This window comes from [Clostridium] citroniae WAL-17108 (genome assembly GCF_000233455.1).
GTDB lineage: Bacteria > Bacillota > Clostridia > Lachnospirales > Lachnospiraceae > Enterocloster > Enterocloster citroniae.
Genome location: NZ_JH376426.1, coordinates 266,166 through 279,087 on the forward strand (window position 1 = coordinate 266,166; position 12,922 = coordinate 279,087).

The 12,922-nt window shown below is 52.5% G+C and carries 13 protein-coding genes; all 13 read right to left on the reverse strand.

Annotated elements, in window-relative coordinates:
* Position 1: 1 nt before the first annotated feature.
* Positions 2-916, reverse strand: a complete 915-nt coding sequence (locus HMPREF9469_RS21555) for a hypothetical protein (RefSeq protein WP_007866726.1) — start codon at positions 914-916, stop codon at positions 2-4.
* 279 nt (positions 917-1,195) lie between these two features.
* Entirely contained in the window at positions 1,196-2,173 is a 978-nt protein-coding gene (locus HMPREF9469_RS21560; RefSeq protein WP_007866729.1) for a carbohydrate kinase family protein, read from the reverse strand.
* 26 nt (positions 2,174-2,199) lie between these two features.
* Complete coding sequence (locus HMPREF9469_RS21565) at positions 2,200-3,225, reverse strand: zinc-dependent alcohol dehydrogenase (RefSeq protein ID WP_007866732.1); 1,026 nt, start codon at positions 3,223-3,225, stop codon at positions 2,200-2,202.
* Positions 3,226-3,350: 125 nt separating this feature from the next.
* Positions 3,351-4,490 (reverse strand): ROK family transcriptional regulator, encoded by a 1,140-nt coding sequence (locus HMPREF9469_RS21570; protein ID WP_007866736.1) that lies wholly within the window; start codon positions 4,488-4,490, stop codon positions 3,351-3,353.
* A gap of 147 nt (positions 4,491-4,637) precedes the next feature.
* Positions 4,638-5,237, reverse strand: a complete 600-nt coding sequence (locus HMPREF9469_RS21575) for a M48 family metallopeptidase (protein WP_007866739.1) — start codon at positions 5,235-5,237, stop codon at positions 4,638-4,640.
* 62 nt (positions 5,238-5,299) lie between these two features.
* Positions 5,300-6,112, reverse strand: a complete 813-nt coding sequence (locus HMPREF9469_RS21580; protein WP_007866743.1) for an ABC transporter permease — start codon at positions 6,110-6,112, stop codon at positions 5,300-5,302.
* A 33-nt stretch (positions 6,113-6,145) separates the two neighbouring features.
* A complete protein-coding gene (gene rfbC / locus HMPREF9469_RS21585; protein ID WP_007866752.1) occupies positions 6,146-6,700 on the reverse strand; it encodes a dTDP-4-dehydrorhamnose 3,5-epimerase in 555 nt (184 codons plus the stop codon).
* Positions 6,701-6,821: 121 nt separating this feature from the next.
* Entirely contained in the window at positions 6,822-8,498 is a 1,677-nt protein-coding gene (locus HMPREF9469_RS21590) for a DUF2142 domain-containing protein (protein WP_227884513.1), read from the reverse strand.
* Entirely contained in the window at positions 8,488-8,892 is a 405-nt protein-coding gene (locus tag HMPREF9469_RS21595; RefSeq protein ID WP_007866758.1) for a DUF2304 domain-containing protein, read from the reverse strand. The genes HMPREF9469_RS21590 and HMPREF9469_RS21595 overlap by 11 nt, the downstream gene beginning before the upstream one ends.
* Positions 8,893-8,913: 21 nt before the next feature.
* Complete coding sequence (locus tag HMPREF9469_RS21600) at positions 8,914-9,882, reverse strand: glycosyltransferase family 2 protein (RefSeq protein ID WP_007866761.1); 969 nt, start codon at positions 9,880-9,882, stop codon at positions 8,914-8,916.
* The gene (locus tag HMPREF9469_RS21605; protein ID WP_007866764.1) at positions 9,863-11,185 is read right to left on the reverse strand and encodes a lipopolysaccharide biosynthesis protein; all 1,323 of its coding nucleotides are present in this window, start codon (positions 11,183-11,185) and stop codon (positions 9,863-9,865) included. The genes HMPREF9469_RS21600 and HMPREF9469_RS21605 overlap by 20 nt, the downstream gene beginning before the upstream one ends.
* Before the next feature lie 6 nt (positions 11,186-11,191).
* Positions 11,192-11,878, reverse strand: coding sequence for a glycosyltransferase family 2 protein (locus HMPREF9469_RS21610; RefSeq protein ID WP_007866767.1), 687 nt, complete (start codon positions 11,876-11,878; stop codon positions 11,192-11,194).
* A gap of 25 nt (positions 11,879-11,903) precedes the next feature.
* Positions 11,904-12,917, reverse strand: a complete 1,014-nt coding sequence (locus HMPREF9469_RS21615) for an ATP-grasp domain-containing protein (protein WP_007866770.1) — start codon at positions 12,915-12,917, stop codon at positions 11,904-11,906.
* Between the last annotated feature and the right edge of the window lie 5 nt (positions 12,918-12,922).

Consider the following 12,922-nt stretch of genomic DNA (forward strand, 5'->3'; position numbering starts at 1 on the left):
TTCAGCTTATCATCTCTGCTCCTATGGTATAACTCCATCCGCCATCTTGGAATGTTGCCTTTACATCTGTAAAATAATATGCCCCTGTGCCGCTTCTGTACTTTCTCGCATTGCAGTTCACAGTGATCACATCGCCATCCCCGCCCTCATTGGCCGTCTCCGTGACGGATATCTCCTCAATGGTTATAAGTATCCCATGTTCCAGGCCCTTTTGGGGGTCCATGATCCCATCCTGTGTCACTTGCTCCGGCGTGGAGAGGAATCCCCATACATTAAAACTACCGCCTCCCATGTACGCCAGGCCTTCCTTTTCCGCATCAGTCAGGGATTCCATCTGGGTTAAGTCAAAATAGCTCTCTGTGACCCCGTCATTCAGCCCGGGATCCACCTCCGCCAGATCCCGGATCAGCTGTTTGTAGAATTCCAGTTCCCTGCTTCCCCTTTCCTCCGTGACCTGAAGTTTCCGGTAACTAAACTGCCCAGGATATGTTTCCTGCACAGCCCCATTCCAGGTCAGATCCACAATCATCCCTGTTTCCAGGTCCGATACCTGGATCGCCTTCTGATCCACATCTTTCAGAACCTCACCGTGCCCCACATGGTACAGGCCTTTCATATCATCCAGGCCGCAGACCAGCATGCTGCTTTCCTTTACATCCAGGATCTCAAAACGATTAACGGTTTCTTCCATCGGGGGCAGAGTATCTTCATTTCCCTGTATTCCCGTTGTCCCCGGCGTTCCTGCCTCCTCTGCTGCTCCTGGTGTGTCCGTCTCTCCCGCTGCTCCTGCTGTTCCTGTCTCCACCGGCGTTCCTGCTGTCCCAGCCCCATCCGCTCTCTGGCTGCATCCGATCAGCACCGCCATGCACAGCACTAGGATCCAGGCCCCGCTTCTTCCTGTGATCATCCGTTTCATGTCCCATGTTCCTCCTTCTCTCGCTGTAGTGTCAGTATGCTTTGATTATATCAGAACTGCGGAGCCCATACCTTATTATTTACTGAATATTACATTACCGTGATATTAATATTCATCTCTTACCGGCGATTGGGATCTGCCTCAAGATGAAGTCTCCGGACAACGGCATTAAGGGGAAACTGAAAATAAAAAGGATCCCCTTTGTCAGTTTGGCTGAGCCAGGGGATCATACTTGATTCTTTCTTTACAATGATTGGGTTCCAAAGGAATTTCAAATAATCATCCCCGGGTGACGGTCCTTTGTTTTACCGCCGCCTCCACCTCCGCCAACTCAGGCATTGAGCGCAAAGCCCCCTTCCTGGTGGTGACAATGGACGCCGCCCCGCTGGCGCCTGTGAGCATTTCTCCGACCTTATCCATGGTCAGGGATCCCAGCGGATGGTCCAGAAGATAATTCAGGCAATATCCGCAGAACGTATCTCCCGCTCCCGTGGTGTCAATGGTCCGGTCCGTTAAAAACGCCTCTGCTTTCAGGGAATTTCCGGCCCAGTAAGCCCTGCTCCCTTCTGCTCCTGCCGTGACCAGAATAAGGGGAATACCATATGTATCCTGTAAACGGCGCACCCCTTCCCCCTCATCCTCGGTCCGGGTCATGAAACTCAGCTCTTTATCCTCGATCTTCAGGATATCGCACACAGATACCCCGTAAATCATCTGTCTCCTGGCCTCCTCCATATCCTCCCAGAGAGGCGGACGGAGATTGGGGTCAAAGGAGATCATACATCCGCTGGCCTTTGCACATTCCACCGCCTCCTTGGTGGCCCTGCGCACTCCATCGTGGGTCATGGACAGGGTGCCAAAGTGAAATATCCTGGAATGGCTGATCATATCCAGATTCACCTCATCCGGCCTCAGGGCCATATCAGCGCCGGGGTTACGGTAAAATGAGAAACTCCTGTCCCCCGATCCGTCTATGCTTACAAAGGCAAGGGTTGTATGGACCTCATCCGACATGACCAGGCCGTCCAGGCCAATGCCTGCTTCCATAATAGCATCTTTCAGGAACCTTCCATGAATATCCTTTCCGATCTTACCGATAAATCCCACCTGCCTGCCGCATTTTGCCAGCATGGCCAGGACATTACACGGTGCGCCGCCCGGATTCTGCTCCAGGACAGGATTTCCCTGGGCGCTCAATCCGGAGGGAGTGAAGTCGATCAAAAGCTCTCCCAGCGCTGTCACATCATAGTTTGTCATTGTGTTCCCCTCTCCGTTCACGTCTCTTATTCCTGTACGTTGATGATAACCTTCATGGTGCTCTCCCTGTTCTCATCTATGTACTGGTAGGCCTTCAGGTAATCCCCAAACGCAAAATGCTTGGAAACCAGAGGCGCCAGCACCACCTTTTTCTCATTCACAAGACGGATGGCATCCAGATAGTCCTCATTCCGGTACATCATGCTGGTGTTCAGGTCCAGCTCATGGTCGTTGAGAACCGCCAGGTCAAGCTGTCCCGGACCTGCAAATACGGCCACCAGAATGATGACGCTTCCCTTGCGGGCATATTTGATCGCCTGGCCCATGGTAATGTTGTTGCCTGCGCAATCATAGATCACGTCCGCCTTATCCGGTCCGAAGTTATGGACCATAGCCTCACCGAAGTCCTGATTCCTGGTATTGACACAAAAATCAACTCCGCACTCCTTAGCCTTTTCCAGGCGGAGGCTGCTGACATCGGTGATCATCACCTGGTCTGCTCCCATTCCTTTGGCTGCCTGGGCCACCAGTATGCCGATGGGTCCTGCTCCCAGAACCGCGATCTTTGCCCCTTTCACATCCCCCGCCCGTCTCACTGCATGGACGGCGACAGCCAGGGGCTCGATCATGGCGCCTTCGTCATAACTCATCTCATCCGGCAGAGGGGTAACCTTTGCCTGGTCAACAGCAAAGTAATGGGAGGCAACACCGGTGGTCTGAAACCCCATAACCTTAAGTTCCTCACACAAATTGTATTTGCCGTGGCGGCATGGATAGCAGCGGCCGCAGACCACCTGGGGCTGGATAGTCACCTTCTGCCCCGGCTTTATTCCTGACACCGCTGTCCCTGTCTTTACCACCTCGCCGGAAACCTCATGTCCCTGGGTCACGGGATAGCTTGTAAACGGATGCTCCCCGTGGTACACATGGATATCCGAACCGCAGACACCGATCTTCATAATCTTGATCAACACTTCATTCTCACCGATCTCCGGTACCGGAATCTCACGAAATTCAATTTTTCCCGGAGCTGTCATTACCTGCTGCAACATATGTTTTCCCCTTCTCTTTGTTTATATATAATCTTTTATAAAATATTTTACTAAAGTAATTATATTATTGCACTGCGAATAAATTTTGTCAATATGGTATTTGCATTTTCCGGCTTTTCCCCCTTTTATATCAGGGTCCTGAAATACTCATCCAGGAAGGTCATGGCAATCCCCACGGCGGAAGCCTCCTTTTCATAGCCGCAGGTCCTCAGATACAGGGTGTCGTTGTCAAACATATTATACGCCGTTACCTTGTGTTCCAGCTTTGACATGTACTGCTTCAGATAACCGCCCACATATCCCCCCAGCACAATGTCACAGTCAAAAGCCATCCTGAGATTCGTTATGACGATGGACAGGTCCTCCAGGTAGGTATCCCAGATTTCCATGGCTTCCCGGTCCCCCTGTTCCAAAAGCTGGAAGAAATCAGCCAGCCCTGCGTCCTCTCCCGCAAAGGAAGACAGCACTCCTGCGGAACAATAGGGATCCACGCATCCGCGCTTTTTGCAGTAGCAGGGCTTTCCCCCAGGATGTATGATCATATGCCCAAACTCGGCACTGCGGAAATGATCCCCGGCATATATGGTATTGTCCAGATACACCGATCCCCCCACCGTGTTGCTGAGGGAGAGATAAACCGCATTCCGGTCCGTCCCCTGCAGTTCTGCAATGGCGGCGCTGTTGGCATCATTTTCAAAGTGGACCGGATAGTGGATCAGGCGGCTGATCACCTCCAGATTAATATCACTCACCTGAAGGATATGGGAGCGGATCAGACGGGCGTTCTCTTTATCAATGATCCCAGGCATGGAAATACCTACCCCCAATAGTTTATCCCTGTTGATCCGGCGGCTCTCCCCGGCCTGGTCCAGAAACTTCTCCAACTCCCCCGCCACTTTCTCATAATACTCAGATGTATTCTCATACCGTCTGCGGATCCGGTGTCCGCACACAGCATCCCCGTTCAGGTCAATGATCACATAGCTGACATGGTTGGCCGTAATGTCTATGCCCGCCGCGTATTTTACACTCTTTACAACCGACAGGGCCTTGGCCTTGCGTCCTCCTGTGGATTCGTACTCCCCCACCTCCTCCACAATACCGGCTTTCATTAACTCCTTCACATTCTGGAGGACCGTGGGCATACTAAGTCCCAGCTCCACGGCAAGCTCAGGTTTGGAAATATGCTTTCTGAGACGGATGTGGCTGGCGATCCTGGCCTTGTTCAGGCGCTTTTTCTCTGCTGCTTTTTCATTTATCTTCATATGATCCGCCTACTTTCATCAATGCTTTCATAAAAGTAATCATACATCCTCGCTGGTTATAATGCAATGTATTTTCTCTGGGACAGGGCAAAAAAAGAGGCCTGAACAGACCTCCTTTTAATTTCTATGTACCCTCGCCGGGCAGGCTTACACCTGGCCTCCGTTCTCCTTCAGCCATTTCCTGCGCCTTTTATAATCAGGCATGATCCGCTCCACCTCGGCCCAAAACCTGGAAGAATGATTCATCTCCCTGCGGTGGGCCAGCTCGTGGACCACCACATAGTCCAACACCTCCGGAGGCATAAGGATCAGCTTCCAGTGAAAATTCAGGTTTCCCCGGGCGCTGCAGCTGCCCCACCGGGTCTTTGCAGCCCGTACCGTGATCCGGTTATAGGTCACGCCCATCAGACCGGCATAATACGCGGCCCTGTCTTCCAGCTGTTTCCTGGCCTTTTTCCTGTACACTGCTTCCAGCCCGGGATCCTGCACATAGTCAGGCTGGGGCCTTTCCTCCCGGATGCGGCGCCTTTCCTCTGTAAGAAACCACTTCTGGACGATCCAGTCCTGGCGTTCCCGGATAAAGTCCATCACGGACTGGCCCGGTATTCTCTGGGGGACACGGGCACAGACCCGCCCATCGGCATTGACCTCCAGTCCCATGGTCCTGCGCCTGGAGTAGATCACCTCCACGGGGATCACCCCCTCTTCCTGTCCACGGCGCCAGTTGATTTCCACTTTTCGTATCATTGAAAACACCTGCTTTTTACAAAATACCTGAAACCGGGTCTAAACATCCGGAAACACACGCTCTAAAGCACATCGGAAAAATGCGGCCTGAGACGCTTGAACATCTTAAGTCCAACCAGGAACACGGTGATCGTCACCGCCCAGTAATATATGGTCATAAGCGGCCGTTCCCAGAACCAATTTCCGGTGAGCATGCTGTCCCTATAACCGGCGGCAATATAATAAAATGGATTAAACTTTAACAGGGACACGATCCAGGGCCTGTCTGAAAACATGGACTCCGCATACATGATAGGCGTCATCCAGATCCCAAACTGAAGACAGATACCCACGATCTGCGTCATATCCTTAAAGAACACATTGACCGCGCTGGTGAAAAACCCGATCCCAAGAGCCAGCATACTGGCTGCAAAGGTATAATAAATGGCCTGGATCCAGGTAATTCGGACCTGTACTCCCGTAACCAGGTACATGCCGATCATGATCAGCACAAAAAATCCATGGACCAGAAGGCAGCTCACCAGCTTGATCAGGGGAAGGATCTCCACCTTAAACACCACTTTTTTTACCAGGTAGCTGTATTCCTGAAGGCAGCCCGTGATTGCGTTCATGCATTCACTGTAAAAGAACCAGGGCACGATACCGGGGACCAGCCAGGCCACATAGGATGCCCCAGTCACGGGCGGCGGCGTCTTAAAGCCTCCCTCACCAAATATAAAGGCATAGATGGCAATGGTCACAATGGGCTGTATGAACATCCACACAATGCCGAAATAGGATCCCACAAACCGCTTGCGGAAATCCGCCTTGCCTAAATCCCAGATCAGCTTTCTCTTCTCTATAATCTCCTTACCAAGAGACAGTACGTAATTCATATGTTATTTCCTTTTCCAATGCCACTTAGACAGCTAAAATTTAAAAGTATCCTCAAGGCCGCTCCACTTCTTGTCCTTGTCGGAGATGATCAGCTCCATGCCCTCTTCAATGGGCCACTGAACCCCGATCTGCGGATCGTCCCATTTAAGGCCGCCCTCATCGCCGGGATGATAGAAGTCCGTACATTTGTAAGCAAACTCCGCTTCATCAGAGAGCACCAGGAAACCATGGGCAAACCCCTCCGGAATATAGAACTGCTTTTTGTTCTCCGCAGAGAGCACCACGCCGAACCATTTTCCATATGTCTCAGAATCAGAGCGCAGGTCCACTGCCACATCAAACACAGTTCCCCTGACCGCGCGCACCAGCTTGCCCTGGGGATACTGTTTCTGGAAATGCAGGCCTCTCAGCACGCCTTTCACGGACATGGACTGGTTGTCCTGGACAAATACCATATTCAGTCCCGCTTCCCTGAAATCGTTCTGATTATAAGTTTCCACAAAATATCCCCGCTCGTCCTTAAAAACAGTTGGCTCAATCACATATAACCCCTTGATCTCACAGGGCGTCACTTTTATCTTTCCCATTATTATCTGCTCCTTTTATCTCTTATCCACATCCATCTGGCAATTTTATCACTTTATCCACGGTCTGGCAATACTTTATCTACTTTATCCACGGCCGGGCAAACCGATCCACCCACTGCGGTCACGAAACCCGAAGGCATACAATAGAAAAAATCCTCAGCACCACATACAGATCCATGACTGCCATCACATAAAGCAGCGGCCTGTCGCTGCAGTCCGTCCGCACCACCCTGTTGTTTTTAAGGGTCAGCAGGAAAATGGGAAGCAGGGGCAGCAGGTATCTGCCCTGTACGCCGTTGATCACATTGGAAGTCACCGGAGTCCATGCCAAAAGCATGGAGAACATCAGGGCCCCAAGGCACAAAAAACAGAGAAACCAGATCCATGCCCTGTTCGCCATGGTCATGACCAGGCGCTCTCCCGGTTTTCTGAACGCAAGCATCAAAAGAATGGCTGTCAGCCCAAGGATCAACACATAGGGGGTGTTCAGCACCGCATCCATGTTGCCCAGGGATTCCCCCAGCATACCGGAATACAGCTTTTCCCCCTGCCACATCAGGGTATTGTAGCACATTCTAAGTACCAGCAGGGGACTGTGCACCAGCTGGGCAAATGTATATCCCGTCTCCTCAGCCCAGGCAATGTAGCCCTCCGAAGCCTCCGTATACATGGCCACCGTCCGGCTGTTTACGGCCAGCATAGCGGCCCCGAAGGCACCCAGCACAGCGGCAGCGCTCACCGTCCATTTCCCCCATCCCCCAAATTTCCTTACAGGGATCAGCAGGCAGAAACCTGCGATTACACCGTACACCATCTTACACGGTCCCATGACTGCCATGATAAGGGCCAGCAAAACCACATCTCTTACCTTTACACGCTGCGCCTCATAAGCCAGATGCAGGCAGACCGCGGCAAAATAGCCGCTGAGGGAGATGATCATCACATCATAGGAAAAAGATGCCGCCAGATGCAGGGTCATGGGAAGCAGGTACACGCCAAACGCCGCCTCTTTCCCAAAGGGCATCCGCCTTATGGTAAGGCAGCCCATGGCCGTAAAGAAAAACAGGTTGAACAAACGGCCCATATAAAGAAGGCCAATGCCTCCCAGTCCCATCAGCCGGGCCAGGGTAATTCCCAGGGCCTGGGGCACGTATGCCAGAGGGGTTGTCCTCACCGGAGGCTGGTAGGAAACCGCCGTCTCCTCCATCTCCTCCCCCTCTTCTTCCTGGTGCGCGCCTCTTATCCCCCGGTCATAGATGGCGCGGTAGGTATCCTGGCCCAACTCCTGGCCCAGGACCACTGCCTTTTGCTGTTCTCCTCCATGTTCCCTGAATCCGGTCCCGTCCGTCTCCATCACATCATACAGGTCCTCGATGAACGCATCCTGCGCCCGCAGGAGCACCCGCCCGTCATGGGCATTGGCTGTCTTTCCCATCATATGGCTGGACAGCTGGTAAGCACTGATAAAATGGCTCACCTCATCCGGCGCTGAAAGGGGCGGCAGTACAAAGAGGAACAAAAGTCCCAGGCTGATGGCGGACGCTGCAAATATCTGTTCCAGTTTCCACTGCTTTCTTATAAAAACCACATATCCCAGCCCCCCAGCTGTCAGTGCCGCCAAAAAGCAGAGCCCTCCATACCAGCCGTAAAGCCAGGTCTCTCCTGTTTCCAGTACCCCGGCCCTCACATCCAGGAAATGCCAGGCTGCCAGGATCAGCAGAGTCAGGCCGCAGCCCACCCAAAGTCCATACCGCTTACAGGACACCGCCTGCTTGCCTGTGGTCCGCTTACCTCCCATCTTCTTCCTCCCCGGCCGTGCCGGCATCCAAAAGCTCCTGCATCCGCAGCTCCAACTCCTCCTGCTCCTTCTGGGCAAGAGCGATCTTTTGGACCAGCTCCTTCTGTTTGCTCTCCAGCTGGGATACCTGGAGGGTCATGCTGAATACCTTTACCATAAGCAAAAATATCATAAAAAGGAACAGGAAATTGGGGGTGGAATAGATTCCCAGAAGCCTGGCGCAGGCATCAGCCACGGCCGGACACAGGGAAAACACCACCAGGATCAAGGCTACGATCACCCAGAACATGGCTGCCTCGATCTGGACCTTTGCCTGACGTATTTTCCTCAGCATAAAGGACATAGTCAATAAAGAGACTATAATCAATATGATCCTGAATATAGGTTGCATCATGGTCCTACCTGCTTTCTTTTGTTATTTCCAGTATTCTTTATTCATGCTGCATTTGACTGCCAGGCTTTTGGGCAGCATGCGGTAGCATCTTCCCACCCGGTATCCCATATACTTGAATCCGCTTTTCACGATCATACCCGGTATCAGCCATGGACGGCGGATCTTCACAAGGTGTCCTGCGGTCTGCTTCACAAGACGGATTCCTTCGCTCTCCGACCGGATGCCGGCAAATACCTCAGGATGGTCTGTCTGGGATACGGCCAGATCAAAATTCCGCCGGAACTGGGCTGCGCACCCGTAGTTATGGGAATGGATCACCCTTGCCTCCGCCACATAGGCAATGGCGTAGTCGTCCTGAAGCACGGCCCTGCCCGCAAATATCATATCTTCATTAAATATGGTCTTGGTGATAAACCCGCCCTGGAACCAAAACTTTTCACGGTCGTAGGCGCAGCACGCATTGGAGGCAAAAAAGGTCTTGATCCCCATGCGCTCCAGGTCCTCCTTTGTCTTGATACAGCTCTCCTCCGGATAGTTAAAGGACCTGGTATAACGCTCTGCCATGGGGCAGTCCTTATCCGGCAGCTGGCGTGCATAGGCCATGATCACAGACTCCCCCTGGGGCCCCCGCTGTTTAAACGCATCCACAAGATGCCCGATCAGGTGCTCATCCGCAGGCACGGCGTCATCTGTCATGAATACTATGATGTCCGCCCTGCTGTAGCGGGCGCCCCGGTTCCTGGTGGCTCCATGGTCAAACTCGGTCTTTGACAAATGGTGGACCTCCATATTGGGGATCCCCTGATATCCCTTGTCATTCCAGTAGGCCTTTTCCGTATTCATCACTATGATCCTTCCCACCGGATATGTCTGAAGCCCCAGCATTTTAAGCAGCCTGGAAAACTTCTTTCCCGGCTTATAGGTGGGTATGATCACATCCACTTTAGGGCTGTATGTGTGTTCTGATATTCTAGTCCTCTCTTCCTCCATTACAAGCATACTCCTTTTTTTCCTTCTGATAAACGCCTGCCGTATACAGGCCGAATCCCAGCACTAATCCCACCATTAACAGCAGATAACATCCTGCCGCCCCATTGATCCCGAAGCCAGACACCAGGGTTCCCGATAGGGCCGCTGCCAGAACCGCCGCCAGCAGATAGACCACAAAGATCGCTCTCTGCCTGCGCATGATAACCAGCGAATAATACATAAGATTAGCCAGGGCATAAAATCCTCCCCCCAGCACAATAACCACAAATGCCCCATAATAAGGCACCAGCATGCCTGTGTACTGTCCGCCCAGAAGCATTTCCATCACGGACAGTACCCATTTTCCCAACACAGCCGTGGCGCCCACTGCCAGCACGGTCAGTCCGCCAATAACAGCGGCGATCCGTTTAAGCTCACTTTTAAAACAGTCAAACTCATGCCCGTTCCACATATCTGTCAGCTTGGTGAGGAATGGCCGTATCACAAAGTTAGCTACCATATAAATAACAGAGGTAGGCATAAAAATCAAGTTAAAGTATCCGGAAGCGGCATTGTTCATTCTTGCGTCAATGGCGTACCTGGCTGCGGAAAACACATAAAAGTCCAGAAATGTGGCCACAAACAGGAATACGGTGCTGCCAAGCACCCTCAGGTTCTGCTTTTCCCTCTTATTCCAGTCCACTGTCCCGATGGCGCGGATCACGTCCAGGTTAAACAGAGCCACCCCCAGCATCTGGGCCGCCACTGCGGCCAGACAGGCCAGCAGAAGGTGCTCCAAAGAGACCAGCACGATCAGGAAGGAGGACACAGAAAGGATGGTCCTGAAAAAGTTGGATTTCCCTGTCAGGTACAGACTGCCCTGGCGCTGGAACTCCGACTCATATACATCAGCATACCCATCTATTACCTTGTATATGACAAGAAGGATGAGAATCATGCATTTCCCCGCGCTGTACTCCCCGGTTCCATGGCGGTAGGTCAGGTACACCGCCCCCATCACCAATGCCAGGATACATGTCGCATTTCGGCATTCCAGGTACTCCCCAAAGGAATACTCTCCCTTGTTGTCCGTGATCTGAAAGGGCCGGATGCCAAAATAAGCCACAATGAACATCTGCTGTCCCAGGGTGGAAAATCCAAAGGAAAAGATCCCTCCCTGGTCATCCCCCACCACGCGTATGACCAGAAAAGACAGAACCATGCTGGCAAATGCATAAACAAAGCTTCCTGCAATGTTCCAGAGCACGTTCTGCCGCCCAATGTCAGTGCCTTTATATAATAAATGTCTCGTTAAATTCTTCATTCCGGTTCAACGCTTTCTAAAATTCTGTATAAATAATATGGATAAAAGCATGCGGGTCATATAATGAACTGCGGTGAGGGGCCTGAGATAACTCTCCCCCTCCAAACGCTCGTCAATGGTAACCGGAACCTCCGCCACCTGCGCGCCCTGTTTGATCAGAAATGAAACCGTATCCGGCTCCGGCCCGTAATTCAGGTTCAGGGCAAACTCCTCGATCATCTTCCTGTCAAAGAGACGCATACCGGAAGTGGGGTCCGTGATCCTTGCCCCTGTGGTAAGCCGGATCGCCGCTGCGATCAGGCGGCTGCCCACCATGCGCATGGACCAGTCTTTTTTTGCAGTCAGGAACCTAGACCCTATGACAATATCATATCCCTGGTCCAGCTTCTCCTTCATGGAGGCAACATACTCAGGTCTGTGCTGCCCATCCCCGTCAAACTGGATCGCGTACCGGTATCCCCTCTGGTAGGCGTATTTCATTCCGGCCTGAAAGCAGCCTGCAAGTCCCAGGTTCACGGGCAGATCCAGAAGGTTGTACCCGTTTTTCCTGCAGATTTCAGCCGTGTGGTCCCTGGACCCATCGTTCACCACCACGTAATCCAGTTCCGGAAAATCCTGCTCCAGATGATTTACCACTTTTTCAATATTTTTTTCCTCATTGTAGGCCGGTATCACCAGCAGTACCTTTTCCATATAGATTCCTCTGTCAGATTTATTCTTACCAGACCAGCATGCATATGTCTTTCTGTGCCTTCACTCCGGTCCTGGCCGTGAGAAGCCCTGGCGGCAGTTCCCTGCCCATGGCCCAAAGCACCAGCGCCAGGGGCAGGTTCACCCCGGCCGCATGGCTGAAGGGATAACCGCCTCCAAAGCGTGCATTCATCTCCAGCACGTAATACCTTCCATCTTCCTCCAGCACATCCACATCCAGGTTTCCTCTGTGCCTTATAAGGGTGCCCAGACGTTCTCCCAGCGCGGAAAGTTCCCTATCTTCCACAGTCTCCGCCGCATCCGTCTCACCGGACCGCATGGCCGTCTTCTTCTTAACAATGGTGGTGCAATATCTGCCTTCCAGGTCGTTGATCACATCCAGGCCGTATTCCAGTCCCTTTATCTTCTGCTGGAACAGGACACAGCGTTCCTGATCCGCCATGGCTTCGTACTTCAGATAGGATTCCTGTATGCCCCGGCGGCATTTGCCTGCAAATACCTCCATCTCCTCCCGGCAGTCTGCCTGATACACGGAAATGGATCCCATGCCCCAGCGCGGTTTCACCATAAGAGGCCAGGACATGCGTCCATCCTCAATAGCGCCCAGGGCCAGTTCCCCGTCCAGCCAGGCCGCAGGCACCCGGATCCCCGCCTCTGCCAGCGCCCTGTGGGTCCTCCACTTGTCATTACAGATACCTACCGCCTCAGGGTCCGCCGTAACCACCACGGTACCCGCTGACGCGAACGCTTCCCTGTGGGCTGCCAGCACCGGCACATCAATGTCAAACAGAGGGATCAGCATGCCTATTTCCTCTCTTTTACAGTATTCCAGCAAAAAGGGAATATATCCCTGGTCATAGATGATGGGCGTTACCACGGATCTGTCCGCACATGCAAATGCCGGACATTGGCAGCTGTTGGCCGCATGGACCAGACCGCCGCAGCCCCCCAGTCTCAGGGCTTCCTTAAAATATTGGACCAGGTAACTTCTCCTGCCCGCGCTTGTAAGCAAAATGTTCATCTTTC

Coding starts and splice junctions, on each gene's coding strand:
- HMPREF9469_RS21555 (WP_007866726.1), bottom strand. CDS start 916: ATGAAACGGATGATCACAGGAAGAAGCGGGGCCTGGATCCTAGTGCTG.
- HMPREF9469_RS21560 (WP_007866729.1), bottom strand. CDS start 2,173: ATGACAAACTATGATGTGACAGCGCTGGGAGAGCTTTTGATCGACTTC.
- HMPREF9469_RS21565 (WP_007866732.1), bottom strand. CDS start 3,225: ATGTTGCAGCAGGTAATGACAGCTCCGGGAAAAATTGAATTTCGTGAG.
- HMPREF9469_RS21570 (WP_007866736.1), bottom strand. CDS start 4,490: ATGAAGATAAATGAAAAAGCAGCAGAGAAAAAGCGCCTGAACAAGGCC.
- HMPREF9469_RS21575 (WP_007866739.1), bottom strand. CDS start 5,237: ATGATACGAAAAGTGGAAATCAACTGGCGCCGTGGACAGGAAGAGGGG.
- HMPREF9469_RS21580 (WP_007866743.1), bottom strand. CDS start 6,112: ATGAATTACGTACTGTCTCTTGGTAAGGAGATTATAGAGAAGAGAAAG.
- rfbC (WP_007866752.1), bottom strand. CDS start 6,700: ATGGGAAAGATAAAAGTGACGCCCTGTGAGATCAAGGGGTTATATGTG.
- HMPREF9469_RS21590 (WP_227884513.1), bottom strand. CDS start 8,498: ATGGGAGGTAAGCGGACCACAGGCAAGCAGGCGGTGTCCTGTAAGCGG.
- HMPREF9469_RS21595 (WP_007866758.1), bottom strand. CDS start 8,892: ATGATGCAACCTATATTCAGGATCATATTGATTATAGTCTCTTTATTG.
- HMPREF9469_RS21600 (WP_007866761.1), bottom strand. CDS start 9,882: ATGGAGGAAGAGAGGACTAGAATATCAGAACACACATACAGCCCTAAA.
- HMPREF9469_RS21605 (WP_007866764.1), bottom strand. CDS start 11,185: ATGAAGAATTTAACGAGACATTTATTATATAAAGGCACTGACATTGGG.
- HMPREF9469_RS21610 (WP_007866767.1), bottom strand. CDS start 11,878: ATGGAAAAGGTACTGCTGGTGATACCGGCCTACAATGAGGAAAAAAAT.
- HMPREF9469_RS21615 (WP_007866770.1), bottom strand. CDS start 12,917: ATGAACATTTTGCTTACAAGCGCGGGCAGGAGAAGTTACCTGGTCCAA.